Origin of the sequence: Cryobacterium sp. TMT4-31 (assembly GCF_004403385.1) — a bacterium.
GTDB lineage: Bacteria > Actinomycetota > Actinomycetes > Actinomycetales > Microbacteriaceae > Cryobacterium > Cryobacterium zongtaii.
In genome coordinates this window covers 1-24,577 of the sequence record NZ_SOGI01000052.1, presented here as the reverse complement: position 1 = coordinate 24,577, position 24,577 = coordinate 1, and the positions used below count along the sequence as shown (strand labels likewise).

The window sequence follows — 24,577 nt, the reverse complement described above, 5'->3', positions numbered from 1 at the left end:
GCCGGGCCGCACCGCGCGCCCGGCTGCACCGCGGCCGCGCCCTGCCCCGGCCCAGCCTGCCCAGCCGGCAGGGCCCGCCCACGGTCTCCGGCCGCTGGTCGATCGTGCCCGTCGCCGACACCTCGGCCACCCGCCGCGCACACGCGTTGGGCGAGACCATGCTCGAACGCTACGGCGTGGTCACCCGCGGCGCCGTGATGGGCGAGAACGTGCTCGGCGGCTTCGCCCTGGTCTATAAGACCCTCAGCGGCTTCGAGGAGATGGGCCGCTGCCGCCGGGGCTACTTCGTGGAGGGCCTCGGCGCCTCCCAGTTCGCCACCGCCGGCACCATCGACCGGATGCGCGGCTACGTCGACCAGCGGGAACGCGCCGAACGCGGCGACAGGTCGGTTTCCGCCGCGGTGACCCTCGCCGCCACCGACCCGGCCAACCCCTACGGCGCCGTGCTGCCCTGGCCGGCCCTGCCCGAGGGCACCGGTCACCGGCCCGGCCGGAAGGCCGGCGGCCTGGTGGTACTCGTCGACGGGCACCTGGTGCTCTACGTGGAGCGCGGCGGCAAGTCGATGCTGGTGTTCGATCCGGCCGCCGCCGTTGACGGAGAGGCCGGCGAGACCGGTGCGGGTGCAGCCGAAGACGCACCCGCACCCGCCGCGACGCCCCGTTCGGCTCCGGCGACGGCACCTGCCTCCCGCGCGGCACCGGGCACAGCGGGCACCCCACGACCGGCGGCATCCGAGACCGTGCTCGCGGCGACCCGGTCGCTGGCCGCGACCGTCACCGCCGGGCGGGTGCCCAAGCTCGCCGTGGAAACCGTGAACGCCGAGTTTGTGCTCGGCACCACCGTGGGCGACGCGTTGCGCGCCGCCGGCTTCACCGAGACGCCGAGGGGGCTGAGGCTCAGTGCCTGAGGGTGACACCGTCTACCGCAGCGCCCGCAGTCTCGACGACGCCCTGCACGGCGCCACCCTCACGCACTGCGACATCCGGGTGCCCGCCTTCGCCACCGTCGACCTGACCGGCCAGACCGTGCACGAGGTCATCAGCCGCGGCAAACACCTGGTGGCGCACGTGGGGGAGACCAGCATCCACTCGCACCTGAAGATGGAGGGCACCTGGCACCTCTACCGGCACGGCACCAAATGGCAGCGGCCCGCATTCCAGGCCCGCATCGTGCTGGAGACCGCGGACTGGGTGGCCGTGGGATTCGAGCTGGGCACCCTCGAGCTGTTTCCCACCCCGGAGGACGAGCAGCACCTCGGCTACCTCGGTCCCGACCTGCTCGGCCCGAACTGGGACGCCGCGGAGGCCGTGCGCCGGCTCCGCGCAGCCGCGGACAGCGCCGCCGGAGACAGCACGGCCGGAGACAGCACTGCCGAAGACACTGCAGCGGGGGACCGGCCGGTGGCGGTCGCCCTCGGCGACCAGCGCAACCTCGCCGGGCTCGGGAATGTGTACGTCAACGAACTGTGTTTCCTGCGCGGGCTGCTGCCCACCCGGCCGATCGCTGAGGTCACCGATGTCGCCGGCCTGGTCGCGCTGGCGCACCGGCTGATCACGGCCAACCGGGACCGTTCGGAGCGCACCACCACCGGCAACCTGCGCCGGGGCGCACGCACTTTCGTCTACGGGCGCGAACGGCAGCCGTGCCGACGATGCGGCACGAGCATCCGCAGTGGCCGGCTGGGCCGCAGCGAACTCGAACAGCGGGTCACCTACTGGTGCCCGCGCTGCCAAACCTGAGCCAACTGTTGCCCGTCCGGACAATTGTGCCGGCGCACCGGACGCACATGTCCGATTCGGCAACAGTTGCGGGGGAGGGAGCTAGTTGACCGGGCCGGTGAACTTCTCGCCGGGGCCCTGGCCGATGGGGTCCGGGATGCTCGACGCCTCGCGGAACGCCAGCTGCAACGACCGCAGCCCGTCGCGCAGGCTCCGCGCGTGCATGTCCGAGATATCGGGGGCGGATGCCGTGATCAGGCCGGCGAGGGCCGTGATCAACTTGCGCGCCTCATCCAGGTCGATCTGCGTGTCGGGGTCGTCGGCGAGGCCCACCTTGACCGCCGAGGCGCTCATCAGGTGCACCGCCGCGGTCGTGATGATCTCCACCGCCGCCACATCCGCGATGTCTCTCGTGGCCTGGCCGGACTGGTCCTGATCGTAATTGTCGCTCACTGGTTTCCTCTGCTATGCTTACCCGGGCTCCGAGATGAAAGTCTCGGTACGAAAGTGGATAATCTCCCACCCGCGCTTGACCGCTTCATAAAGGTTACCGGGTTGTTTGCACTCCGCCGTCGCTCGCTGGTTTCCAGCTTGCACGGTAGATAGGGTGCCGTACGTGGTTGATGAGTGACGGAACAAGGAAATGTTCCAGATCCCAGGAATTGCGCGCGCGATTGTCTCCTCTTCGTCTCCGGACGACATCCGTTGTCAGGCTGTAGCCACGATGCTTGAGTAGAGGAGAGACGCATCAGCGATCCCCGTACAAATGACCGTATCCGCGTCCCCGAAGTCCGTCTCGTTGGTCCCAACGGCGAACAGGTTGGGGTCGTGGCGATTGATGTCGCCCTGCGCCTGGCACAGGAGGCTGACCTCGATCTGGTCGAAGTAGCCCCCACGTCCAAGCCGCCGGTCGCGAAGATCATGGATTACGGCAAGTTCAAGTACGAAGCTGCGCAGAAGGCGAAAGAAGCCCGGCGCAACCAGGCGAACACGATCCTCAAAGAGGTTCGTTTCCGTCTCAAGATTGATAAGCACGACTACGAGACCAAGCGCAAGCGCGCCGAAGGCTTCCTGAAGGCCGGCGACAAGGTCAAGGCCATGATTCTGTTCCGTGGCCGTGAACAGTCCCGTCCCGATCAGGGTGTACGTCTGCTTCAGAGATTTGCCGAGGATGTCGCGGAATTCGGTTCTGTGGAATCGAGCCCGACCATCGACGGTCGAAACATGGTCATGGTGATTGGCCCGCTGAAGAACAAATCAGAGGCCAAGGCAGAGGCCAATGCACATAGAGCTGCAGATAAAGCAGCCAAACAGGAGGAAAAGAATGCCTAAGCAGAAGACCCACTCTGGGACAAAGAAGCGTTTCAAGGTCACTGGCTCCGGCAAGATCATGAAGCAGCAGGCCGGACTTCGCCACAACCTCGAGGTCAAGAGCACGCAGCGCAAGTCCCGCCTGAACCAGGACCAGGTTCTCGCCAAGGCCGACGTCAAGGCCATCAAGAAGCTTCTCGGCCACTAGGCCCCGTACCCCTAAAGGAATTAGAAAATGGCAAGAGTAAAGAGGGCCGTAAACGCCCACAAGAAGCGTCGCGTAATCCTTGAGCGCGCCCAGGGTTACCGCGGTCAGCGTTCACGCCTGTACCGCAAGGCCAAGGAGCAGGTCACTCACTCCCTCGTCTACAGCTACCGTGACCGTCGTGCACGCAAGGGTGACTTCCGTCGCCTGTGGATCCAGCGCATCAACGCTGCGTCCCGTGCGAACGGCCTGACCTACAACCGCCTCATCCAGGGCCTCGCCCTGGCCGGCATCCAGGTTGACCGTCGCATCCTCGCCGACCTCGCCGTCACCGAGCCCGCCACCTTCGCGGCCATCGTTGAGAGCGCCAAGGCAGCACTGCCCGCTGACACCTCCGCAGCCAAGGTTGCCAAGTAGTCACACCTGCTTGTTTCACGGGAGCGACCATCACTGATGGTCGCTCCCGTTTTGCGTACCCTGCGGCGCATTAGATGGCCGGGGTGCCCGGCACCTAAACTGAGTGCATGCTAGATAACCCCCGATCTCCTCGCGTGCGTGCCGTCGCGAAACTTGCGAACCGAGCCGCTCGCTCCGAGACGGGACTGTTCCTCCTCGAGGGTCCGCAGGCCGTCTCCGAAGCCCTCACCTTCCGCCCCGAACTCGTCGTGGAGTTGTACGCCACTCCCACGGCGCTCGAGCGCTACACCGAGATCGGCGATGCCGCGGTCGCCGCAGGCGTGGACGTGGAATTCGTCACCGAACAGGTGCTCGAGACGATGGCCGACACCGTCACCCCGCAGGGCTTCATCGCGGTGTGCCACCAGTTCCCCACCTCGATCAAGAAGATCTTCGCCAACGAGCCCAAGCTCATCGCCATCCTCGAAGAGGTGCGCGATCCCGGCAACGCCGGCACCATCATCCGGGCAGCGGATGCGGCGGGCGCCGACGCCGTGATCTTCACCGGCCGCAGCGTGGATCTGTACAACCCCAAGGTGGTGCGCTCCTCCACCGGTTCGATCTTCCACCTGCCCGTCGCCGTTGGCGTCACTCTCACCGATGTGCGTGAGCGGGCGAAGTTCGCCGGCATGCAGATCCTCGCCGCCGACATCAAGGGCGAGGACCTGCTCGCGGCCCGCAATAGCGGCCTCCTTGCCGGGCCCACCGCGTGGTTGTTCGGCAATGAGGCCCGCGGTCTCACCGAGGAAGACCTGGCCATGGCGGACCGTTCGATCAGCGTTCCCATCTACGGTCACGCGGAATCGATGAACCTGGCGACGGCCGCTTCGGTGTGTCTCTACGAAAGCGCGTTCTCGCACCGCCCGTAGCATCTTTCCCGGTCGGGCGTCTATTACGTTTGGGTTACCGACCGGGTTAAAGCTGCGGTAAAGGTGGTCGGTCTGGCAGCACGGGCCTAAGTTGGAGGGTATGGAGCCAACAGACGCATCACCGGCGACGTCCAACATCACCGTGCGCCGGGGCGAACCCCTGGTCGTCATGACGGACGTCAACAAGCACTACGGGGAACTGCACGTTCTGAAGAACATCAATGCCACCGTCACCCGAGGCGAGGTCGTTGTGGTCATCGGTCCCAGCGGCTCGGGCAAGTCCACCCTGTGCCGGGCCATCAACCGGCTCGAGACCATTGACTCCGGCTCGATCACCATCGACGGCATGGAACTGCCCGCCGAGGGCAAGGCCCTCGCCCATCTCCGGGCCGACGTGGGCATGGTATTCCAGGCGTTCAACCTCTTCGCGCACAAGACCGTGCTCGAGAACGTGACGCTCGGCCCCATCAAGGTGCGCGGCATGAGCAAGGCGGACGCCGAGAAGAAGGCCATGGCGTTGCTCGAACGCGTCGGGGTTGCCAACCAGGCCAAGAAGATGCCATCCCAGCTTTCCGGTGGCCAGCAGCAGCGTGTGGCCATCGCCCGGGCCCTGGCCATGGACCCCAAGGTGATCCTGCTCGACGAGCCCACCAGCGCGCTCGACCCCGAGATGATCAATGAGGTGCTCGAAGTGATGGTCAACCTCGCCAATGAGGGCATGACCATGATCGTCGTCACGCACGAGATGGGCTTCGCCCGGAAGGCCGCCGATCGGGTCATCTTCATGGCCGAGGGTGACATCGTCGAGGAAACCACCCCGGAGAAATTCTTCACCAACCCCCAGAGCACGAGAGCGAAGGACTTCCTCTCCAAAATACTTGCCCACTAATCTGTCGGCGAGACACACAGCACACAGGAGGAAACCATGAGACGCAACAAGGGTCTAATGATCTCAGCCATCGCTCTGGCCGGAGCGTTCGCGCTGAGCGGCTGCACCGATTCGGGCGCAAGCACGCCGTCCGCGGCACCCGTGGAAGAGGTGACCTTCGATGAGGGCACCACCATGGCGGCGCTGAACGAGGCCGGCGAGATCACCATCGGTACCAAGTTCGACCAGCCGCTCTTCGGCCTCAAGGGCCCGGATGGGGACCCGGTCGGCTTCGACGTCGAAATCGGCAAGCTCATCGCATCGAAGCTCGGCATTGAGGCGTCGGGCATCACCTGGACCGAGACCGTGTCCGCCAACCGCGAGCCGTTCATCCAGAACGGTGACGTCGACCTGGTCGTCGCCACCTACACGATCAACGACGCGCGCAAGGAAGTTGTCTCCTTCGCCGGCCCGTACTACGAGGCTGGACAGGATCTCCTCGTTCTCGCGGGTAACGAAGCTGACATCGCCGGACCGGAGGACCTCGCTGACAAGAAGGTTTGCACCGTGAGCGGTTCGACGTCGGAGAAGAACATCGCCGCGTACACTACCAACGTCATCGCGACCGACACCTACTCCAACTGCCTCGGCCCGCTGCGCAGCGGCGAGGTCGACGCAGTCACCACCGACAACGTGATCCTGGCCGGCCTCGCCGACCAGAACGCCGGTGAGTTCGAGGTTGTCGGCAACCCGTTCACCGCGGAGCCCTACGGCATCGGCCTGGCCAAGGACGACACCGAGTTCCGCAACTTCATCAACGACGTTCTTGAGGAAGCCTACGAGGACGGCACCTGGGCCGAGGCCTGGGAGGCCACCGCGGGCTCCGTGCTCGAAACGCCTGAGCCGCCGGCGGTCGACCGCTACTAGCACCACCGCACCGACCGATCGGGGTGGCCGCACCGGCCACCCCGATCGGCAGTTTTTCCGCTTTTGAAACACCCAGACCCAACTGAAGACCAACACAGAAGAGGAGGTGAGTCATGGACGCAGTCATCGAAAACCTGCCGCTCTTTCTGGAAGGCTTCCGGAACACGCTCGGGTTGCTGATTCTCTCCGGCATCGGCGCGCTCGTGCTCGGAACCATCGTCGCCGCCCTGCGAATCTCGCCCATCGCATCGTTCCGCGGATTTGCAACCGTCTACACCGAAATCGTGCGGAACACCCCGCTCACCCTCGTGCTGTTCTTCTGCGCCTTCATGCTGCCGTACCTGCAATTCTCGCCAGGCTACTTCCCCCTCGCCGTGATCGGGCTGACGGTCTATACCTCGCCGTTCATCGCCGAGGCGCTGCGCTCCGGCATTAACGGGGTCCCGGTCGGCCAGGCCGAGGCGGCACGCAGCGTCGGCCTCACCTTCGGACAGTCGTTGTCGTACGTGATCATGCCCCAGGCCATCCGCATGGTGATCCCGCCTCTGATCAACGTTCTCATCGCACTCACGAAGAACACCTCCGTCGCCGGCGCCTTCTTCGTCTTCGAGCTCTTCGGGGCAGCCCGCCGGGTCGTGAACGACCGCGGCGACGCCGTCATCGCGATCCTGCTCGCCGTGGCGTTCTTCTACCTGATCATCACGATCACGCTCGGGCAGATCGCCGCCCGGGTGGAAAAGAAAGTTGCGGTGCTGCGATGACCTCGGTCCTGTACGACGCTCCGGGGCCCAGGGCCCGCGCCCGTTCCAGAGTCATTTCCGTTGTCGGTATCGTGATCATCCTCGCGGGCCTGGCCCTGCTGGTGCTCGCCCTCGGCGCCCCCAAGCCCAACGCCAACGGCGCCGTGCAGCCCGGTCTCTGGGACCCGACCCGATGGGACGTTTTCACCGACGTCCAGGTGTGGCGATCGATCGGCGAGGGCGTGCTCGCCACGTTACGGATGGCCGGCGTCGCCGCCGTGATCGCACTGGTGCTTGGCGTCGTGTTCTCCTTCGCCCGCGCGGCCGACCACAAGGCCATCGCGATCCCGGCTGCGATCATCCTCGAGTTCGTCCGCGGGATGCCCGTCCTGCTGATGATGCTCTTCATCCTGCTGGTCTTTTCCAGCGGTCAATACTGGGCCGGTGTCGCAGCCCTCGGCCTGTACAACGGCGCAATCATCGGTGAGGCGCTCCGAGCGGGCATCCAGTCGCTGCCACGCGGTCAACGCGAAGCCGGCCTCGCCATCGGCCTGACCCCGTTGTCGACCCGGTTCCGCATCGAGTTCCCGCAGGCATTCCGTCAGATGCTGCCGATCATCATCGCGCAGCTCGTGGTGCTGCTCAAGGACACCTCGCTGGCCTTCGTCGTCGGCTACAGCGAACTGTTGCGCGTCGGCGCGCGCAACCTGCCGGACTACTTCGGTAACCGGTACTTCTTCTCCTTCTTCCTCGTAGTCCTCGTGATCTACCTGGCCATGAACCTGTCCCTGTCGTGGTTCGCGCGGTTCATCGCCCGGCGTTCAGGCCCCAAGTCAGGCAAACTGATCGGCCCCATGGCGCCGGAGCCGATTCCCGATAGCTCACTGAGTGCGGGTGCCGGTGTAGGTGCCGGTGCCGACGGCGGAGACTCCGGCCGCTGACCCGACCACGTTGTGCCCGGCCGCAGCCCACCCGCGGCCGGGCACTAAACTTGGGTCTCGTGTCTGCCCCCACTGAAATATCCGAACCCGTTGTCACCGCGGCCGTCGACGCCGCCCTCGCGGCCATCGACGCCGCGACCGACTCCGTCGCCCTCAAGGCCGTGCGCTCGGCGCACGTCGGCGAGGCCTCGCCGCTGGCCGCGCTGAACGCCCTCATGCGCAGCGTGCCCGGCGACCAGAAGGCCGCCGCCGGGAAGCTCGTCGGCCAGGCCCGCGCCCGGGTTAACCAGGCGCTGGGCGCCCGCGAAGCCGCCATCGTCGAAGCCGAGGCCACCGCCCAGCTCGCCGCTGAAGCCGTGGACGTCACCGCCGCCGCCTCCACTTGGCGGGCCGGCGCGCGCCATCCGCTCACCCTGCTGCAGGAACGCGTCTCTGACGTGTTCGTGGGCATGGGCTGGGAGGTCGCCGAAGGACCAGAGCTCGAGAGTGAGTGGTTCAACTTCGACGCGCTCAACTTCGACGAGGACCACCCGGCCCGCGCCATGCAGGACACCTTCTTCATCGACCCGCCCGAGGCGCACCTGGTGCTGCGCACCCACACCTCGCCCGTGCAGCTGCGCGCGCTGCTCGGCACCGAGCCGCCCGTGTACCGCATCGCGCCCGGCCGGGTCTACCGCACCGACGAGCTCGACGCGACCCACACTCCGGTGTTCCACCAGATCGAGGGCATCGCCGTGGACAAGGGCCTCACCATGGCGCACCTGCGCGGCACCCTCGACCACTTCGTCAAGGCCCTGTTCGGCGACGAAGCCAAGGTGCGCCTGCGCCCCAACTACTTCCCGTTCACCGAGCCGAGCGCCGAGCTCGACCTCTGGCACCCCACCTTCAAGGACGGTGCCCGCTGGATCGAGTGGGGCGGCTGCGGCATGGTCAACGCCAATGTGCTGCGCTCCGCGGGCCTGGACCCCGAGGTCTACTCCGGATTCGCGTTCGGCGTCGGCGTCGAACGAGCACTGATGTTCCGCAACGATGTGAAGGATATGCACGACATGGTCGAAGGCGACGTTCGGTTCAGCCAGCAGTATGGGATGGCCGTCTGATGCGCGTTCCCCTGAGCTGGCTCGGCGAATTCGTCGACCTCGAACCCGGCACCACCCCCGAAGCCGTGCACGCCGCCCTGGTGAGCGTGGGCCTGGAAGAAGAAGATATCCACCGCTTCGAGCTGACCGGACCCATCGTGGTCGGCCAGGTTCTCGAGTTCGTCGGTGAGGTGCAGACCAACGGCAAGACCATCAACTGGTGCCAGGTGCGCGTCGCCGCGGACGGCGAACTCGCCGCCGACGGCGGCCCCGCCATTCACGGCATCGTCTGTGGCGCGCACAACTTCGTCGTCGGCGACAAGGTCGTCGTGACACTGCCCGGCGCCGTGTTGCCCGGCCCGTTCCCGATCGCGCCGCGCAAGACCTACGGCCACGTCTCCGACGGCATGATCGCGTCGGCCCGTGAGCTCGGCCTCGGCGACGAGCACGCCGGCATCCTGGTGCTCGGCGACCTCGGGCTCGACCCCGAGGTAGGCACGGATGCGATCAGCCTGCTGGGCCTGGACGACTCCGCCGTGGAGATCAACGTCACCCCCGACCGCGGCTACGCCTTCTCGATCCGCGGAGTGGCTCGCGAGTACTCGCACGCCACCGGAGCGACCTTCCGCGACCCGGCCCTGGCCGTCACCGCGACAGCGTCCACCGAGGTCTTCCCGGTCTCGATCGAGGACACCGCCCCGATCCGCGACCGCATCGGCGCGAGCGTCTTCGTCACCCGCGTCGTGCGCGGCGTCGACCCCACCCGGCCGTCGCCGGCCTGGCTAATCGCCCGGCTCAAGCTGGCCGGCATCCGCTCGATCTCGCTGATCGTGGACATCACCAACTACGTGATGATCGAACTCGGCCAGCCGATCCACGGCTACGACCTCGACAAGCTCACCGGCGGGCTCGTCGTGCGTCGCGCGCAGCCCGGCGAGAAGCTCGTCACCCTCGACGACGTCACCCGCACCCTCAACCCCGAAGACCTGCTGATCACCGACGGTTCCGGCCCCATCGGCCTGGCCGGCGTGATGGGCGGAGCGACAACCGAGATCGGCGACGGCACCACCAATGTGCTCATCGAGGCCGCGAACTTCGACCCGGTGTCGATCGCGCGCACCGCCCGCCGGCACAAGTTGCCCAGCGAAGCGTCCCGCCGGTTCGAACGTGGGGTCGACCCCGAGGTCGCCGCAGTGGCCGCCGCCCGCGTGGTGCAGCTGCTCGAGGAGCTCGCCGGGGGAGTGGCCGACGGACTCGGCTCGCTGCACGACGCCACCCCGGAGCGTGCCCCGATCGACCTGCCCACCGGCTTCGTCTCCGGCCTGATCGGCTTGGAGTACACCCGCGAGGAGGTGCGCACCTCGCTGGCCGAGATCGGCGCCTCGATGACCGAGACCGCGACCGGCCTGGCCGTGACCGCGCCGAGTTGGCGTCCGGACCTCACCGACAAGTGGACCCTCGCCGAGGAGGTCGCCCGCATCGTCGGATACGACCGCATCCCGTCTGTGCTGCCCATCGCCCCGCCCGGCCGCGGCCTCACCCGCACCCAGCAGCTCAAGCGCTCGGTCGCCACGGTGCTCGCCACCACCGGACACACCGAGGTGCTGGCCTACCCGTTCGTCGCCGAGAAGGCGAACAACCTGTTCGGCGACCCCGCCAGCAGCACGGTTCCGCAGATCAAGGTCGCCAACCCGCTCGACGGCGAGGCCCCGTTCATGCGCACCTCGATGCTGCCCGGCCTGCTGCAGATCGCACACCGCAACCTGTCCCGCGGCTCGACCGACCTGGCGATCTTCGAGCTCGGCTCGGTCTTCCGCCCGGTCGAGGGCGTCAGCTACGGCAGCACCATCGTGCCGCCGGCCGCGGTGCGGCCCAGCGCCGAACTCGAGGCGAAACTGAACGCCGGCATCCCGCCGCAGCCGTTCACCGCCGGTATCGTGCTGCTCGGCAACACCGTGCGGCACCAGCCCGGCCAGGCACCCATCGCCGCATCCTGGCAGGACGCCCTCACCGCCGTCGCGCAGATCGGCCTCGCGGTCGGCCTGCCGATCCTGGTGCGCCAGGGCACCCACCAGGCCATGCACCCCGGCCGCACCGCCGAGCTGTTCGTGGCCACGGATGCCGGCGAGCTGTCGGTGGGCTTCGCGGGCGAACTGCTGCCCGCCGTGGCCCGCGGCGCCGACCTGCCCGCCGTGGTCGCGGTCGTCGAGCTCAACCTGTCCGCGGTCTTCGCCCAGGTCACCGGGGAGCTGCAGGCCACCGTGATCGGCACCAAGCCCGCCGCCACCCAGGACCTCTCGCTCGTGGTGGGTGTGCAGGTTCCGGCCAGGGACGTGCTCACGGCCGTGCGGGAGGGCAGCGGCACGTTGCTGGAAAGCATCGAGCTGGTCGACGACTACCGCGGAACGGGCATCGAGGCCGGGCAGAAGTCGCTCACCTTCGCGCTGCGGTTCCGGGCGCCGGACCGCACCCTCACCGCCGCAGAGGCCAGCGACGCGAAGCTGGCCGGCGTGCAACTCGCCGCCGCCCGCTACGGAGCGCACCTACGCGAATAACTTCTGCCTTGCCCTGCCCCGGCCTCCTGTCGCCCAACCGGGTTGACCTGGCCGGGCAGGGTCGCGGCACGTGTTGACCATCGTGGCAAGTCTTGGGCGCGGCGGCACGTGTTGTTGCGGGTGCCGTGGGGACTGGCGCGTGCCGCCGGAGCTTGCGCGTGCCGCCGGAGCTTACGCGTGCCGCGGGAGGTTAGCGCGCCGCGGGAGCTTGCGCGGTCGGGCAGGGTCGCGGCACGTGTTGAGAGTCGTGGCATGTCTTGGGCGCGGCGGCACGTGTTGTTGCGGGTGCCACGGGGCCTGGCGCGTGCCGCCGGGACCGACGCGTGCCGTGGGGGCTACCGCGTGCCGTGGGGGCTACCGCGTGCCGCCGGGGCCTGCGCGTGCCGCGGGGGCTTGCGTGTGTCGCGACGGCTTCATCGGGCAATGCGCGATTGTCGGGCTGTGCTGGCGTCCGGGTAGGTTTGGTCCATGGTCTTTTCGGTAGCGGTTGCGGGCGCCAGCGGGTATGCGGGCGGTGAGCTGCTGCGTTTGCTGGCCGCTCACCCCGATTTCGAGGTGCGCACGGTCACCGCGCACAGCAACTCCGGCCAGCGCCTGGTCGACGTGCAACCACACCTGCGCTCACTGTCCCACCTCGTGCTGGCCGACACGGATGCGACCACCCTGGCCGGCCACGACGTCGTCTTCCTCGCCCTCCCGCACGGCGCATCCGGGGCACTGACCGCCCAACTGAGTGCCGACACCCTCGTGGTGGACTGCGGCGCGGACCACCGCCTCGAGAGCGAGGCCGACTGGGCCGCGTTCTACGGCGGCGACTACTTCGGCGCCTGGGCCTACGGTGTGCCCGAACTGCCCGTCGCCGGCGGCCGGCAACGTGACCGGCTGATCGGCGCCCGCCGCATCGCCGCGCCGGGCTGCAACGCCAGCACGGTCGCCCTCGCCCTGGCCCCCGGCATCCTCGCGGGCGTGATCGAACCGGCCGACATCGTCGCCGTGCTCGCCGTCGGCCCCTCCGGCGCCGGTAAGAGCCTCAAGGTGCCCAATCTCGCCGCCGAGATCCTCGGCTCCGCCAACCCCTACGCCGTCGGCGGCAGCCACCGGCACATCCCCGAGATCCAGCAGAGCCTGCGCTGGGCCGGCGCGACCGGGCCCACCGTGTCGTTCACCCCGGTGATCGTGCCGATGTCGCGCGGCATTCTCGCCACCTCGACGGCCCGCCTGGTACCTGGCACCAGCGCCGCCGCCGTGCGCCACGCCTGGGAATCCCTTTACGCCGACGAACCGTTCGTGCACGTCCTGCCGACCGGCCAGTTCCCGCGTACCGCCGACGTTCTCGGCGCCAACACCGCCCTCATCGGCCTCGCGATCGACGAAGCCGCCGGCCGGGTGGTCACGGTCACCGCCGTCGACAACCTCGTCAAGGGCACCGCCGGCGCCGCCATCCAATCCGCCAACATTGCCCTGGGGCTGCCCGAAACCCGCGGCCTCAGTACGAATGGAGTTGCCCCGTGAGCGTCACCGCCCCCGCCGGATTCGCCGCCGCCGGCGTCACCGCCGGCCTCAAGAAGTCCGGTGGCCTCGACCTGGCCATCGTCGCCAACCTCGGCCCGCTCGCCAACGCCGCGACGGTGTTCACCAGCAACCGGTGCAAGGCCAACCCGATCATCTGGAGCCAGCAGGTGATGAGCGACGGCCGCGTCAGCGCCATCGTCCTGAACTCCGGCGGCGCCAACTGCTACACCGGCAGCATCGGCTTCCAGACCACCCACGCCACGGCCGAGGCCGTCGCCGAACAGCTCCAGGTCTCCTCCGGCGACGTTCTGGTCTGTTCCACCGGCCTGATCGGGGAGCAGCTCGACCTCGGCAAGATCACCGCGGGCGTCTTCGACGCCGGCGTGGCCCTCAAGGACGCCGCCGCATCCTCTGCCTCCGCCGGCCTCGCCGCCGCGCAGGCGATCATGACCACCGACACCCGGCCCAAACAGGCCACCCAGGTGTCCCCGGCCGGCTGGACCATCGGCGGGATGGCCAAGGGCGCCGGGATGCTCGCCCCCGGCCTGGCCACCATGCTCGTCGTGATCACCACCGACGCCGTCCTGTCCTCCGCACAGCTGGATGCCGCGTTGCGGCAAGCCACCCGGGTCACCTTCGACAGGCTCGACTCCGACGGCTGCATGTCCACCAACGACACCGTCAGCCTGCTGGCCTCCGGCGCCAGCGGCGTCGACGCGGACCCCGAAGAATTCACCACCGCGCTCACCAACCTGTGCCGCGACCTGACCCTGCAGCTTCAGGGCGACGCCGAGGGCGCCTCGCACGATGTGGCCATCGAGGTTTGTAACGCCGCGTCCGAAACCGAGGCCGTCACGGTGGCCCGCGCCGTGTCGCGCAGCAATCTGTTCAAGGCCGCGATCTACGGCAACGACCCCAACTGGGGCCGGGTGCTCGCCGCGGTGGGCACCATCCCCGAGGCCGACGCGGCATTCGACCCGTATGGCATCGATGTGGCCATCAACGGCATCCAGGTCTGTACGGCGGGCGAGCCGGACCAGCCGCGCGAGCTGGTCGACCTCACCCCGCGCGCCGTTTCGGTGGTCATCGACCTGCACGCCGGCACCGCGGGCGCCACGATCTGGACCAACGACCTCACCCACGACTACGTCGAAGAGAACAGCGCGTACTCCAGCTGATGAGCACCGAGCCGATGAGCACCGCCACTCCCGCCACACCGCCACAGGTTCCCACCCTCGACGACGTCGACAACACCCCCGCGGAGGCGAAGGTCAAGGCCGCCACGCTGATCGAGGCCCTGCCCTGGCTGAAGAAGTTCCACGACCAGATCATCGTCGTCAAGTTCGGCGGCAACGCCATGGTCAGCGAGGAACTGCAGCGCGCGTTCGCCGAGGACATGGTGTACCTCCGCTACGCGGGCATCCGCCCCGTCGTGGTGCACGGCGGCGGCCCGCAGATCTCCGCGATGCTCGCCCGCCTCGGTATCGAGAGTGAATTCCGCGGTGGCTACAGGGTCACCACCCCCGAGGCCATGGACGTGGTGCGGATGGTGCTCACCGGACAGATCAACCGCGACCTGGTCAGCCACATCAACGCGCACGGCCCCCTCGCCGCCGGCCTCAGCGGCGAAGACGCCGGCCTGTTCCGCGGACGCCGCCGCGGTGTCGTCATCGACGGCGAAGAGGTGGACCTCGGCCTGGTCGGTGACGTGATCGGCGTGGATCCCGAGGCCGTGCACGCGCAGCTGAGCGCCGGCCGGATTCCGGTGGTCTCGTCGATCGCGCCGGACGTCGAGGTGCCGGGCCAGTCGCTCAACGTCAACGCGGATGCCGCCGCCGCGGCCCTCGCCGTGTCTTTGAACGCCGCCAAGCTCGTGATCCTCACCGACGTGGCCGGCCTGTACAGCGACTGGCCCAACCGCGACTCTCTCGTGTCGGTCATCGACGTCGATGCGCTCCGCACCCTGCTTCCCGATCTCGAATCGGGAATGATCCCCAAGATGACGGCCTGCCTGGACGCCGTCGAGGGCGGCGTCGCCAAAGCGGCGATCATCGATGGTCGAGTGCCGCACTCGATCCTGGTCGAAATCTTCACCGGAAGCGGCATCGGTACTGAGGTGGTTCCCGCATGACCCTGCACGAACGCTACGCAGACGCAATGATGAAAACCCTGTCGCCCCCGCTGGCCGTGCTGGTGCGCGGTGAGGGCTGCTACGTCTGGGACGAGAACGGCACCAAATACCTCGACTTCCTGGCCGGCATCGCCGTCAACTCCCTCGGCCACGCCCACCCCGACATGGTCGCCGCCGCCCAGCAGCAGATCGGCACCCTCGCGCACATCTCCAACTACTTCGCCTCGCCGTCGCAGATCGAGCTGGCCGAACGGCTCAAACGCCTCACCGGTGCGGGCGACGCCGGCCGGGTCTACTTCTGCAATTCCGGCGCCGAGGCCAATGAGGCCGCGTTCAAGCTCGCCAGGCTGAACACCGCCGGCGGTCGCCGCAGCCGGATCCTCGCGCTGAACGACTCGTTCCACGGCCGCACCATGGGCGCGCTCGCCCTCACCGGCAAGCCGCTGATGCGCGCCCCGTTCGAACCCGTTCCCGGTGGCGTGCAGCACATCGAGACCAGCATCGCCGCCCTCGAGCGTGAACTGGACGCCACCGTCGCCGCACTGTTCCTCGAACCCGTCAAGGGTGAGGCCGGCGTCATCGACCTGCCGGAGGGCTACCTGCGCCGTGCCCGCGAGCTCTGCACCCAGCACGGCGTGCTGCTCATCATCGACGAGGTGCAGACCGGCGCCGGCCGCACGGGCAAGTGGTTCGCCTACGAACACTCCAACGTGATGCCGGATGCCGTCACGGTCGCCAAGGGCATCGGCGGGGGAGTGCCGATCGGAGCGCTCGTCACCTTCGGCGACACCAGCGACCTGTTCCTCCGCGGCCAGCACGGCTCCACCTTCGGCGGCAACCCGTTCGTCACGGCCACCTCCAATGCGGTGTTGGGCGTCATCGAACGCGACGACCTCGTCGGCAACGCCGCCCGTCGCGGCGAGGAGATCCGTGAGCTCATCGTCGGCATGGATTCGCCCCTGATCAGTGAAGTGCGTGGCCGCGGGCTGCTGCTGGGCATCGGACTGAGCGAACCGGTGGCCCTCAAGTTGGCCGCCGCCGCGCTGGTTGAAGGCCTGATCGTGAACGCCGCGAACGAATTCAGCATCCGGATCGCACCGCCACTGATCGTCGGTGATGCCGAGCTGGCCGACTTCGACGAGCGTTTTCGGGCGGCCCTGGCCCGTGTGACCAGTTCGGGTCTCGTGCCCGCCACTAGGTAACCCGCCACGAGATAAGGTGGAGGAATCCCGCATTACACCTCAGAATTCAGCGAAAGTGACCCCGTGACCCGCCATTTCTTGCGCGACGACGACATTTCTCCGGCCGAACAGGCCGAGATCCTCGATCTGGCCCTGGAACTGAAGCGAGACCGATTCTCGGTCCAGCCGCTGGCCGGACCGAAAACTGTCGCCGTGATCTTCGACAAGTCCTCCACCCGCACCCGGGTCTCGTTCGCCGTCGGCATCGCCGACCTCGGCGGCAGCCCGTTGATCATCAGCACCGCGAGCAGCCAGCTCGGCGGCAAGGAAACCGCCGCTGACACTGCCCGGGTGCTCGAGCGTCAGGTCGCCGCGATCGTGTGGCGCACCTACGGCCAGGCCGGACTTGAAGAGATGGCCCTGAACACCACGGTGCCCGTGGTCAATGCGCTCTCCGACGACTTCCACCCCTGCCAGTTGCTCGCGGACCTGCTCACCATCCGGGAGCACCGCGGCGACCTCGCCGGTCAGACCCTGACCTTCCTCGGTGACGGCGCGTGCAACATGGCGCAGTCCTACCTGCTCGCCGGGGCGACTGCCGGCATGCACGTGCGCATCGCCTCGCCGGCCGGGTACACACCCCACCCGCAGGTCGTCGCCGACGCGGAGGCCATCGCCGCCCAGACCGGCGGTTCCGTGGCACTGTTCACCGACCCGGCCGCGGCCGTTGCCGGCGTTGATGTCGTCATCACCGACACCTGGGTGTCGATGGGCAAGGAAGAGGAAAAGGCCATCCGGCTCGGCTCGCTCGGCAGCTACCGCGTCGACGCCGACCTCATGGCCCTGGCCAAACCCGACGCGCACTTCATGCACTGCCTGCCGGCCGACCGTGGTTACGAAGTCACGGCCGACGTCATCGACGGTCCGCAGAGCATCATCTGGGACGAGGCGGAAAACCGCCTGCACGCCCAGAAGGCGCTGCTCGTCTGGCTGCTCGCGCACAACGCGCGCTAACCGCCGGCTCGCACGCACCACCAATAAACTTGAATCACGCAAAACTTATGAAGGAGAACCATGGCTGAGCGGGTTGTACTGGCATATTCCGGGGGCCTTGACACCTCGGTGGGCATCGGCTGGCTGAAGGACGCCACCGGCAAAGAGGTCGTCGCACTGGCTGTCGACGTCGGACAAGAGGGCGAGGACATGGATGTCATCCGACAGCGCGCCCTCGACTGCGGCGCCGTGGAGTCGATCGTCGTCGACGCCAAGGACGAATTCGCCAACGACTACATCGTCCCGGCGCTCAAGGCCAATGCGCTGTACCAGAAGCGGTACCCGCTGGTCTCCGCGATCAGCCGCCCGCTGATCGCCAAGCACCTCGCCGCCACCGCCCGCGCCCTCGGCGCCGACAGTGTCGCGCACGGCTGCACCGGCAAGGGCAACGACCAGGTGCGCTTCGAAGCCGCCGTCACGGCCCTGGCCCCCGAGCTCACCTCGCTCGCTCCGGTGCGCGACTTCGCGCTGACCCGCGACAAAGCCATCGAGTACGCCGCGCTGCACAACCTGCCGATCGCGCAGTCGAAGAAGAGCCCGTACTCCATCGACCAGAACGTCTGGGGTCGCGCCGTCGAGACCGGCTTCCTGGAAGACCCGTGGAACGCGCCGATCGAGGACCTCTACACCTACACGCAGGACCCGTCCATCCCGCGCGAGGCCACCGAGGTCATCATCACCTTCGACCAGGGTGTTCCCGTTGCCGTTGACGGCAAGCCGGTCACCCCGCTCGAGGCCGTTGTGCTGCTGAACAAGCTCGCCGGCGACCAGGGTGTCGGCCGCATCGACATCGTCGAAGACCGTCTCGTGGGCATCAAGAGCCGCGAGGTCTACGAGTCCCCGGCCGGAATCGCCCTGATCACGGCCCACGAAGAGCTCGAGAACGTCACCGTCGAGCGCGACGTCGCCCGCTACAAGCGCGGCGTCGAAGCCAAGTGGAGCGAGCTCGTCTACGACGGCCTCTGGTTCTCCGGCCTGAAGAAGTCGCTGGACGCCTTCATCGACGACACCCAGAAGTACGTCTCCGGCGACATCCGGATGACGCTGCACGCCGGCACCGCTGTCGTCACCGGGCGTCAGAGCAAGCAGAGCCTGTACGACTTCGACCTGGCCACCTACGACACCGGCGACTCGTTCGACCAGTCGATGGCCAAGGGCTTCATCGAGCTGTGGAGCCTGCCGAGCAAGATCGCGGCCCGCCGCGACCAGGCCGCGAAGTAGGTCCCGGCATGACCGGCGACACGAGCATCAACCGCGCGGGTGAGGCGGGCGCCCTCTGGGGCGGCCGCTTCGCCGGCGGACCGTCGCCGGAGTTGGCGCGCCTCAGCAAATCCACCCATTTCGACTGGCAGCTGGCCGGGTACGACATCCGCGGGTCGCGCGCCCACGCGCGTGCCCTGGCCGCTGCCGGCTACCTCACCGAGGACGAACTGGCCGGCATGCTCGCCGGCCTGGACACCCTCGATGAGGCCGTCAACGATGGCCGGTTCCAGCCGGCCGCGACCGACGAAGACGTGCACTCGGCGCTGGAGCGCGGGCTGATCGACATCGTCGGCACCGAACTCGGCGGCAAGCTGCGCGCCGGCCGCAGCCGCAACGACCAGGTCGCCACCCTGGTGCGGATGCTGCTGCGCGACCACGCCGCCGTCATCGCCCGGCTCGTCGTTGACCTCATCGACGCCCTCGCCGCGCAGGCCGAGGCGAACGAGACCGCCATCATGCCCGGCCGCACCCACCTGCAGCACGCGCAGCCGGTGCTGCTGGCCCACCACCTCTTCGCGCACTGCTGGCCGCTGGTGCGCGACCTCGAACGGTTCACCGACTGGAACAAGCGGGCGAATTTCTCCCCGTACGGCTCCGGCGCACTGGCCGGCAACACCCTCGGCCTCGACGCGACCCTCATCGCCACCGAACTCGGGTTCGGCGCCGTCGTGGAGAACTCCATCGACGGCACCGCCAGCCGCGACCTGGTGGCCGAATTCGCCTACATCACGGCGCAGATCGGCATCGACCTGTCCCGCCTGGCCGAGGAGATCATCCTCTGGAACACCCGCGAGTTCGGTTTCGTCACCCTGCACGACTCGTATTCCACGGGGTCGTCGATCATGCCGCAGAAGAAGAACCCCGACATCGCCGAGCTCGCGCGCGGCAAGTCCGGTCGGCTGATCGGCAACCTCACCGGGCTGCTCACCACCCTCAAGGGCCTGCCGCTGGCGTACAACCGCGACCTGCAGGAGGACAAGGAGCCGGTTTTCGATTCCATCGAAACCCTCGAGGTGCTCCTGCCCGCGTTCACGGGCATGATCGCCACGATTACCTTCCACACCGAGCGCATGGCCGAGTTGGCGCCGCAGGGCTTCTCGCTGGCCACGGATGTTGCGGAGTGGCTGGTGAAACGGCACGTCAGCTTCCGGGACGCGCACGAGATCACCGGCACCCTGGTGAAGGTCGCCGAGGCCCAGGGCCTCGACCTGCACGAGATCGACGACGCCGGACTCGCGGAGATCTCGCCGTACCTCGTTCCCGAGGTGCGCGAGGTGCTCACCATCCAGGGCTCGGTCAACCGCCGTGACGGCCAGGCCGGCACCGCGCCCGTGCGCGTCGCCGAGCAGCGCGCCGCCCTGGTGGCCCGGGTGCATTCCCTGGCCACGGCGTTGGCTCGCTGAGCGTACCGCTGAGCACCGGCACGCCCCGACGAAAACGCTGCGGATGACCGTCGACCCTGACCTGTTCGCCCGGGGCGCGGTCGACGTGGCTCCGCTGCTGCTGGGCGGCCTGCTCCGGCACGGCGACACCGTGCTGCGCATCACCGAGGTGGAGGCGTACCTGGCCGGAACGGACCCCGGCTCGCACGCCTTCCGTCGGCGCACCGATCGAAACACCACCATGTTCGGGCCGCCGGGTCACCTGTACGCGTACTTCAGCTACGGCATGCACGTGTGCGCCAACATCGTCTGCTCTCCCGAGGGCGAGGCGTCGGCGGTGCTGCTGCGGGCTGGCGAGATCGTGGCGGGCCACGAGTCGGCTCGCGCCCGTCGCGGTCCGACGGTGGCTGTGCGGGACCTGGCGCGCGGCCCGGCCCGCCTCACCCAGGCGCTGGGTATCGGGCTGCACCAGGACGGTGCCGACCTCGGCGCCGAACCGTTCGAGCTGAGCCTGGCCGAGGCGGCTCCGGCGATGCAGACCGGCCCGCGGACCGGAGTGAGCGGCCCCGGCGGCGGCACCGAGTACGCCTGGCGGTTCTGGATTCCGGGGGACCGGACGGTGTCCGCGTACCGACGGCATCCGCACGCACTCCAATGATTCTCATACCTACCGGCCAGTTACTCTGGCTATCCCCAGAAAAGCGACACAGAAGGAAGCATCAATGCCCACACGTACCGCCCGCACAGCCTGGACCGGAACTCTCGACGACGGCGCAGGCCAGGTCGAACTGACGAGCTCGCAGCTCGGCACCCACGACGTGTCGTTCCCCCGGCGCGCCGCTGACGACGCCAATGGGATCACCAGCCCTGAGGAACTGCTCGGCGCCGCCCACTCCGCCTGCTACTCCATGCAGCTCTCCGCCGAACTGGCCGCCAGTGGCGGAACCATCGAGGCCCTGGACGTCTCCGCGGATGTCACCCTCGGTGCCGACCCCGCCGGTGGCTTTCGCCTCACCGGCATCCACCTCACCGTCTCCGGTGAGGTTTCCGGCATCGACAGTGAGACCTTCCTCGCCGCGGCGCAGGCCGCGAAGGAGAACTGCCCGGTCAGCAAAGCGCTCACCGGCGTGGAGATCACCCTCGACGCGGTGCTCGAAGACTAAGCACCCCGCAACCAACAAGCCCGGCCCGCAGGATGATCCTGCGGGCCGGGCTTGTATTCATGTGTGCGGGCGGCCGCAGCCGGCGTCAGGACTGCGCGAGGCTCACAAGGATGGCGCAGGCGCACGCCCAGATGAGGCTGGCGAAGGTGCCGATGATGAACCGTTCGCGCGCCTCAGAGGATGCCAGCTCGGTGAAACGGCCGACGCCCTTGATCGCGACGACAACGGCGAGGGCCTCGGGAAAGCCCGCCAGGATGGCGCCGGCGACGGCCAAACGCTCCAGGATGCCGATGGTGAGACCGCCGCGCAGCACCTCGTGCACCGCAGTCGACGGGACCGCATCGCCGACGGATGCCGTGTCGGCGGCGGGGGAGGACTCGGTGCCGACGAGGATGCCGCCGTGGCTGCCGGGCGCCACCGAGTTCTTCGTGGCCAGCTGCAGGGCCAGTACGGCGGCCGGACCGCCGCCGATCACGGCCAACGCCAGCGCGGCCAGGCCGATGACCACCCCGAAGACCACCGGCGCCTCCCCGAGGGGGAGGGCGGCGAGCAGCAGGGCCCCGCCCAACGCCCCGGCCGACGCGATCGCGAACGGCTGCTTACCCAGCCGGAAGGCGAGGACGGCCAGGATCAACGAGGCCATTGTGACCAGGAGCAGGAGCACCCAGTACAGGTACTGCACGACGTCGAGGGAAGTCAGGGCATTCATCGGCGGAGGCCATCCATTTCGCTGGTGTCGCTGTCTTGGGTGTCGCTGTCGTGGGTGTCGTTGTCGACGGTGTCACTGGTGAGGGTGGCACTATCAAGATTGTCTAGCAGCCTAACCAGTGCCCGGTGCGCGGCGCGCTCCACCTTCCACTGCGCGCTTTTCACCCGCTGGCTCACCGCGGCCGTGGAGATGCCGAGCCTGCGGGCGATGTCGGTCTGCGCGAGCCCGTTCTCGAGCAGGTCCACCGCCTCCCACCCCTCACCGCTGCGGCGCTGGCGCAGCAGGAGCAGCATCGTCACGAGTGCCTCCACTTCCGTGGCTGTCGAAGTTCCGGGCCGGTCCGCGGCGGGCGGGGTGTCCAGCGCGAAGCGGGCCTCGGCCCGTTTGGCCCGGGTCACCGCGGCCCTGGCGGCGATGAACGCGTCACCCGTGGCCTGCCGGGTGGTGGCCGGCAGCGGGGTACGCACCGGGCCGACGCCCACCCCGACGCTCCAGAATCCGGTGCGGTGCAGATCGAGCACAATAGCGAACGCGTCGGCGGCCGTGCCGACGAGGAGCTGGATCTCGTCGCCGGAGGTCTGGTCGGGGGGCAGCGTGAAAGCCTCGGCGTGGCGCTGCACCAACTCGGCGATCATGTCGCTGGCGCGATCACGATCATGGCGGCTGTCGATTTGATCGGCGGTAATCACAAACATGGGTTAAGCCTCCGTCCTAATCACAGCCTAATCAAGCTTCAAGCATTAATCCAGCTGTATTTAGCTTCAGGGCTTGATATCCGGCCCGTGTCGGAGGCTGAATCCCGAGAACCCGGCCGCCTGCGCTGGTAATCTGGCTTCGTGTCAGACCCCAGCATCCTTGCTCAGCAAGCCAACGATCCCACCTTCGCCGACGTCTGGGAGGAAATCTCCTGGCGTGGCCTGGTCCACGTTTCCACCGATGAGTCGGCGCTGCGCGCCCTGCTCGCCGGAGACCCGATCACGTACTACTGCGGCTTCGACCCCACCGCGGCCAGCCTGCACCTCGGCAACCTGGTTCAACTCCTGCTGATGCGTCGGCTGCAGCTAGCCGGCCACCGGCCGCTCGGCCTCGTCGGCGGGTCCACCGGGCTCATCGGCGACCCGCGCCCCACGGCGGAGCGCACGCTGAACACTCCGGAGGTCGTCAACGAGTGGGTCGGCTACCTGCAGGCTCAGGTCACCCGCTTCCTCAGCGCCGAGGGCGACAACGCCGTCACCCTGGTGAACAACCTCGACTGGACGGCGCCGCTGTCGGCGATCGACTTCCTGCGCGACATCGGCAAGTACTACCGGGTGGGCACCATGCTCAAGAAGGATGCGGTGAGCGCACGGCTCAATTCCGACGCGGGCATCAGCTACGCCGAGTTCAGCTACCAGGTGCTGCAGGGCATGGACTTCCTCGAGCTCTACCGCAGCCACGGCTGTGTGCTGCAGACCGGGGGCAGCGACCAGTGGGGCAACCTCACCAGCGGCACCGACCTCATCCACCGCGCGGAGGGCACGAGCGTGCACGCGATCGGCACCCCGCTGATCACGAACACCGACGGAACCAAGTTCGGCAAGAGCGAGGGGAACGCGGTATGGCTGGATCCCACTCTCACGAGCCCGTACGCGATGTACCAGTTCTGGCTGAACACCGACGACGCCGACGTCATCGCCCGGCTCAAGATCTTCACGTTCCTCACTCGCGTGCAGATCGATGCGCTCGAGGAGCTGGTGGACACCGAGCCGTTCAAGCGCGAAGCCCAGCGCACCCTCGCCTACGAGGTGACCAGCCTGGTGCACGGTGTCTCGGCGACGGATGCGGCCATTCGGGCCACGCAGGCCCTCTTCGGTCAGGGCGAGCTCGCCGATCTTGATGCCGAAACCCTCGAGTCGGCGCTTCGGGCGCTGCCGAACACCACGACGTTCCCGCAGGCGCAGGTAATGCAGCTACTCGTGGACACCGGACTGACCAAGAGCCTGGGTGAAGCCCGCCGCGCGATCGGCCAGGGCGGCGTTTACCTGAACAACGTGAAGGTCACCGATGAGACGGCCACCGTTGAAGGATCGGTCCTGCCCGGGGGAGTGGCTGTGCTCCGTCGTGGCAAGAAGACCCTCGCCGGCGTTTTCGTCGAATAGGCCCCGCCCGCTCGCTGTGTGACCGGCAGGTTACGGGCGCATTGCGGGCGGGTGTCTATCTGCGACACGCCCGGGATGCTCCCGGGATTGCGGGGCATTCGGAACCCGCGTAATGTCATCTCTTGTCACCCCACAGGTGCGGAAAGCCGAAGAGCTTCCCGGCCTCAAGCGGGACCACTTCCAAGTGTTGGCAGCGAATTCATTCGAACTGCCGGACTTGACGGAAACAGAACAACATCGAAGTGCCTCAGTGCAAAGGTCAATTGACCGGCGGCTGGGTGCGTCCGATCCTTGAGAACTCAACAGCGTGCACAATGTCAAATGCCAAAAACCTCGGTCGTAGGGTCCCTTTCTAGGGGATACCGCGAAAGAGAT

At 67.9% G+C, this 24,577-nt stretch carries 24 protein-coding genes and 1 pseudogene; 22 read left to right on the top strand and 3 right to left on the bottom strand.

Annotation, left to right across the window (positions count from 1 at the left end; translation table 11 throughout):
* Together E3T19_RS19035 and E3T19_RS11920 are read left to right on the top strand one after the other, a co-directional pair.
* Nucleotides 1-908 (top strand): annotated as a pseudogene (locus E3T19_RS19035) (ATP-dependent helicase); the annotation flags it as partial.
* Nucleotides 901-1,740 (top strand): DNA-formamidopyrimidine glycosylase family protein, encoded by an 840-nt coding sequence (locus E3T19_RS11920; protein WP_134408907.1) that lies wholly within the window; start codon nt 901-903, stop codon nt 1,738-1,740. The pseudogene E3T19_RS19035 and the gene E3T19_RS11920, both read left to right, overlap by 8 nt.
* A gap of 81 nt (nt 1,741-1,821) precedes the next feature.
* Here E3T19_RS11920 and E3T19_RS11915 read toward each other — a convergent pair whose 3' ends face one another.
* On the bottom strand, nt 1,822-2,172 hold the full coding sequence (locus tag E3T19_RS11915) for a DUF1844 domain-containing protein (RefSeq protein ID WP_103429550.1): 351 nt from the start codon (nt 2,170-2,172) through the stop codon (nt 1,822-1,824).
* Nucleotides 2,173-2,466: 294 nt separating this feature from the next.
* On the opposite strand from E3T19_RS11915, the gene infC reads away from it, so the two are divergent.
* The 19 genes from infC (at nt 2,467) to E3T19_RS11820 (ending at nt 21,355) form a co-directional block, all read left to right on the top strand.
* Nucleotides 2,467-3,051, top strand: a complete 585-nt coding sequence (infC, locus tag E3T19_RS11910) for a translation initiation factor IF-3 (RefSeq protein ID WP_084020755.1) — start codon at nt 2,467-2,469, stop codon at nt 3,049-3,051.
* The gene (gene rpmI, locus E3T19_RS11905) at nt 3,044-3,238 is read left to right on the top strand and encodes a 50S ribosomal protein L35 (RefSeq protein ID WP_066594389.1); all 195 of its coding nucleotides are present in this window, start codon (nt 3,044-3,046) and stop codon (nt 3,236-3,238) included. Before infC ends, rpmI begins: the two co-directional genes overlap by 8 nt.
* Nucleotides 3,239-3,265: 27 nt before the next feature.
* Nucleotides 3,266-3,652 (top strand): 50S ribosomal protein L20, encoded by a 387-nt coding sequence (gene rplT, locus E3T19_RS11900; protein ID WP_088455742.1) that lies wholly within the window; start codon nt 3,266-3,268, stop codon nt 3,650-3,652.
* A 107-nt stretch (nt 3,653-3,759) separates the two neighbouring features.
* Nucleotides 3,760-4,560 carry an RNA methyltransferase gene (locus E3T19_RS11895; protein ID WP_088455743.1) on the top strand — a complete coding sequence of 267 codons (801 nt, stop codon included), beginning with the start codon at nt 3,760-3,762 and terminating at the stop codon, nt 4,558-4,560.
* Nucleotides 4,561-4,720: 160 nt separating this feature from the next.
* Nucleotides 4,721-5,449: an amino acid ABC transporter ATP-binding protein gene (locus tag E3T19_RS11890; protein ID WP_174776253.1), complete on the top strand. Its 729-nt coding sequence runs from the start codon at nt 4,721-4,723 to the stop codon at nt 5,447-5,449.
* 57 nt (nt 5,450-5,506) lie between these two features.
* Nucleotides 5,507-6,355, top strand: a complete 849-nt coding sequence (locus E3T19_RS11885; RefSeq protein ID WP_241980196.1) for a glutamate ABC transporter substrate-binding protein — start codon at nt 5,507-5,509, stop codon at nt 6,353-6,355.
* A gap of 113 nt (nt 6,356-6,468) precedes the next feature.
* Nucleotides 6,469-7,116 carry an amino acid ABC transporter permease gene (locus E3T19_RS11880; protein WP_088455746.1) on the top strand — a complete coding sequence of 216 codons (648 nt, stop codon included), beginning with the start codon at nt 6,469-6,471 and terminating at the stop codon, nt 7,114-7,116.
* Nucleotides 7,113-8,036: an amino acid ABC transporter permease gene (locus E3T19_RS11875; RefSeq protein WP_103480082.1), complete on the top strand. Its 924-nt coding sequence runs from the start codon at nt 7,113-7,115 to the stop codon at nt 8,034-8,036. The genes E3T19_RS11880 and E3T19_RS11875 overlap by 4 nt, the downstream gene beginning before the upstream one ends.
* Before the next feature lie 59 nt (nt 8,037-8,095).
* Nucleotides 8,096-9,136 (top strand): phenylalanine--tRNA ligase subunit alpha, encoded by a 1,041-nt coding sequence (gene pheS / locus E3T19_RS11870; protein ID WP_088455748.1) that lies wholly within the window; start codon nt 8,096-8,098, stop codon nt 9,134-9,136.
* Nucleotides 9,136-11,670, top strand: a complete 2,535-nt coding sequence (gene pheT, locus E3T19_RS11865) for a phenylalanine--tRNA ligase subunit beta (RefSeq protein WP_134408906.1) — start codon at nt 9,136-9,138, stop codon at nt 11,668-11,670. Before pheS ends, pheT begins: the two co-directional genes overlap by 1 nt.
* A gap of 468 nt (nt 11,671-12,138) precedes the next feature.
* Nucleotides 12,139-13,182: an N-acetyl-gamma-glutamyl-phosphate reductase gene (argC, locus tag E3T19_RS11860; protein ID WP_134408905.1), complete on the top strand. Its 1,044-nt coding sequence runs from the start codon at nt 12,139-12,141 to the stop codon at nt 13,180-13,182.
* Nucleotides 13,179-14,360 (top strand): bifunctional glutamate N-acetyltransferase/amino-acid acetyltransferase ArgJ, encoded by a 1,182-nt coding sequence (gene argJ, locus E3T19_RS11855; RefSeq protein WP_134408904.1) that lies wholly within the window; start codon nt 13,179-13,181, stop codon nt 14,358-14,360. The genes argC and argJ overlap by 4 nt, the downstream gene beginning before the upstream one ends.
* Before the next feature lie 14 nt (nt 14,361-14,374).
* A complete protein-coding gene (argB, locus tag E3T19_RS11850) occupies nt 14,375-15,313 on the top strand; it encodes an acetylglutamate kinase (RefSeq protein ID WP_088457930.1) in 939 nt (312 codons plus the stop codon).
* Nucleotides 15,310-16,515: an acetylornithine transaminase gene (locus tag E3T19_RS11845; protein WP_134408903.1), complete on the top strand. Its 1,206-nt coding sequence runs from the start codon at nt 15,310-15,312 to the stop codon at nt 16,513-16,515. The genes argB and E3T19_RS11845 overlap by 4 nt, the downstream gene beginning before the upstream one ends.
* 63 nt (nt 16,516-16,578) lie before the next feature.
* Nucleotides 16,579-17,508: an ornithine carbamoyltransferase gene (gene argF / locus E3T19_RS11840; protein ID WP_103459411.1), complete on the top strand. Its 930-nt coding sequence runs from the start codon at nt 16,579-16,581 to the stop codon at nt 17,506-17,508.
* Nucleotides 17,509-17,568: 60 nt separating this feature from the next.
* A complete protein-coding gene (locus E3T19_RS11835; RefSeq protein ID WP_088455754.1) occupies nt 17,569-18,768 on the top strand; it encodes an argininosuccinate synthase in 1,200 nt (399 codons plus the stop codon).
* Between the two features lie 8 nt (nt 18,769-18,776).
* The gene (gene argH / locus E3T19_RS11830; RefSeq protein ID WP_134408902.1) at nt 18,777-20,213 is read left to right on the top strand and encodes an argininosuccinate lyase; all 1,437 of its coding nucleotides are present in this window, start codon (nt 18,777-18,779) and stop codon (nt 20,211-20,213) included.
* A gap of 43 nt (nt 20,214-20,256) precedes the next feature.
* On the top strand, nt 20,257-20,850 hold the full coding sequence (locus tag E3T19_RS11825; RefSeq protein ID WP_134408901.1) for a DNA-3-methyladenine glycosylase: 594 nt from the start codon (nt 20,257-20,259) through the stop codon (nt 20,848-20,850).
* Nucleotides 20,851-20,914: 64 nt separating this feature from the next.
* The gene (locus E3T19_RS11820) at nt 20,915-21,355 is read left to right on the top strand and encodes an OsmC family peroxiredoxin (RefSeq protein ID WP_088455757.1); all 441 of its coding nucleotides are present in this window, start codon (nt 20,915-20,917) and stop codon (nt 21,353-21,355) included.
* An 85-nt stretch (nt 21,356-21,440) separates the two neighbouring features.
* On the opposite strand, the gene E3T19_RS11815 is transcribed toward E3T19_RS11820, so the two are convergent.
* Together E3T19_RS11815 and E3T19_RS11810 are read right to left on the bottom strand one after the other, a co-directional pair.
* Nucleotides 21,441-22,064: a hypothetical protein gene (locus E3T19_RS11815; RefSeq protein ID WP_088455758.1), complete on the bottom strand. Its 624-nt coding sequence runs from the start codon at nt 22,062-22,064 to the stop codon at nt 21,441-21,443.
* Complete coding sequence (locus tag E3T19_RS11810) at nt 22,061-22,759, bottom strand: DNA-binding protein (protein ID WP_198418789.1); 699 nt, start codon at nt 22,757-22,759, stop codon at nt 22,061-22,063. Before E3T19_RS11810 ends, E3T19_RS11815 begins: the two co-directional genes overlap by 4 nt.
* A gap of 141 nt (nt 22,760-22,900) precedes the next feature.
* On the opposite strand from E3T19_RS11810, the gene tyrS reads away from it, so the two are divergent.
* Nucleotides 22,901-24,202, top strand: coding sequence for a tyrosine--tRNA ligase (tyrS, locus tag E3T19_RS11805; protein ID WP_134408900.1), 1,302 nt, complete (start codon nt 22,901-22,903; stop codon nt 24,200-24,202).
* Nucleotides 24,203-24,577 lie beyond the last annotated feature (375 nt).

Bases quoted from the DNA above. Each gene is read 5' to 3' on its own strand.
- rpmI (WP_066594389.1), top strand. From the start codon at position 3,044: ATGCCTAAGCAGAAGACCCACTCTGGGACAAAGAAGCGTTTCAAGGTC.
- rplT (WP_088455742.1), top strand. From the start codon at position 3,266: ATGGCAAGAGTAAAGAGGGCCGTAAACGCCCACAAGAAGCGTCGCGTA.
- E3T19_RS11895 (WP_088455743.1), top strand. From the start codon at position 3,760: ATGCTAGATAACCCCCGATCTCCTCGCGTGCGTGCCGTCGCGAAACTT.
- E3T19_RS11885 (WP_241980196.1), top strand. From the start codon at position 5,507: ATGATCTCAGCCATCGCTCTGGCCGGAGCGTTCGCGCTGAGCGGCTGC.
- E3T19_RS11880 (WP_088455746.1), top strand. From the start codon at position 6,469: ATGGACGCAGTCATCGAAAACCTGCCGCTCTTTCTGGAAGGCTTCCGG.
- E3T19_RS11875 (WP_103480082.1), top strand. From the start codon at position 7,113: ATGACCTCGGTCCTGTACGACGCTCCGGGGCCCAGGGCCCGCGCCCGT.
- pheT (WP_134408906.1), top strand. From the start codon at position 9,136: ATGCGCGTTCCCCTGAGCTGGCTCGGCGAATTCGTCGACCTCGAACCC.
- argC (WP_134408905.1), top strand. From the start codon at position 12,139: ATGGTCTTTTCGGTAGCGGTTGCGGGCGCCAGCGGGTATGCGGGCGGT.
- argB (WP_088457930.1), top strand. From the start codon at position 14,375: ATGAGCACCGCCACTCCCGCCACACCGCCACAGGTTCCCACCCTCGAC.
- E3T19_RS11845 (WP_134408903.1), top strand. From the start codon at position 15,310: ATGACCCTGCACGAACGCTACGCAGACGCAATGATGAAAACCCTGTCG.
- E3T19_RS11835 (WP_088455754.1), top strand. From the start codon at position 17,569: ATGGCTGAGCGGGTTGTACTGGCATATTCCGGGGGCCTTGACACCTCG.
- argH (WP_134408902.1), top strand. From the start codon at position 18,777: ATGACCGGCGACACGAGCATCAACCGCGCGGGTGAGGCGGGCGCCCTC.
- E3T19_RS11825 (WP_134408901.1), top strand. From the start codon at position 20,257: ATGACCGTCGACCCTGACCTGTTCGCCCGGGGCGCGGTCGACGTGGCT.
- E3T19_RS11820 (WP_088455757.1), top strand. From the start codon at position 20,915: ATGCCCACACGTACCGCCCGCACAGCCTGGACCGGAACTCTCGACGAC.
- E3T19_RS11815 (WP_088455758.1), bottom strand. From the start codon at position 22,064: ATGAATGCCCTGACTTCCCTCGACGTCGTGCAGTACCTGTACTGGGTG.
- E3T19_RS11810 (WP_198418789.1), bottom strand. From the start codon at position 22,759: ATGTTTGTGATTACCGCCGATCAAATCGACAGCCGCCATGATCGTGAT.